At 35.0% G+C, this 682-nt stretch carries 1 protein-coding gene; it reads left to right on the forward strand.

The window, feature by feature from the left end; translation table 11 throughout:
- The first annotated feature begins 16 nt into the window (after positions 1-16).
- A complete protein-coding gene (locus MCY_RS02690; protein WP_007346830.1) occupies positions 17-460 on the forward strand; it encodes a polymer-forming cytoskeletal protein in 444 nt (147 codons plus the stop codon).
- Positions 461-682: the final 222 nt, after the last annotated feature.

Raw genomic sequence — 682 nt, forward strand, 5'->3', positions numbered from 1 at the left:
GATTAGGGAGCTACCTATGACCAGTAAAAATGTATCCAAAAAATATGAAATTACGAATGAAACTACAGAAGTTAAAGGCCATCTCTATGGTAAAGTTATAACACTTTATCGCATTAAAGCTTTAAGAAGTTTTGGAGGTGTTAAAAAAGGAGATTTAGGGGGTTTTATTGAAAGTGAATACAACTTATCACATGATGGCAGTTGCTGGGTTGGGGATGATGCCAAGGTTTATAATGCTGCTATGGTTTGGGGGCATGCGAAGGTTTTTGAAAATGCAATAATTTGTGATGAGGCGTGTGTTAATGGGTTTGCAAAGGTTTATGGCAATGTACATGCTTATGGAAAGGCAATTATTGGTGGCAGGGCGCGTGTTTTTGGAGATACGCAACTTATTTCGGGGGCATGGGTTATAGGAAGAAAAGAGATTTCTACAGGGTTAATATCGTTTGGAAATAGATAAAGACTGTAGACGAATTGATTAAAGAGGCTGCGGGTATTCTAAAAGATATAATCAAAAAAAAGCCATGTCTTTAAAGGACACGGCTTTTATTTTATAGGATTAACTATGCGATTTCCAAATGCGAAATACATATCACACAAAATGTATAAAACAGCAAGCATTAATAAATAAAAACCGCATCAAAATAAATTGATACGGCTTTTATATACTGAAAATTTTCAA

It is taken from the genome of Bartonella rattimassiliensis 15908, from assembly GCF_000278215.1.
Taxonomy (GTDB): domain Bacteria; phylum Pseudomonadota; class Alphaproteobacteria; order Rhizobiales; family Rhizobiaceae; genus Bartonella; species Bartonella rattimassiliensis.

Bases quoted from the DNA above. Each gene is read 5' to 3' on its own strand.
- MCY_RS02690 (WP_007346830.1), top strand. From the start codon at position 17: ATGACCAGTAAAAATGTATCCAAAAAATATGAAATTACGAATGAAACT.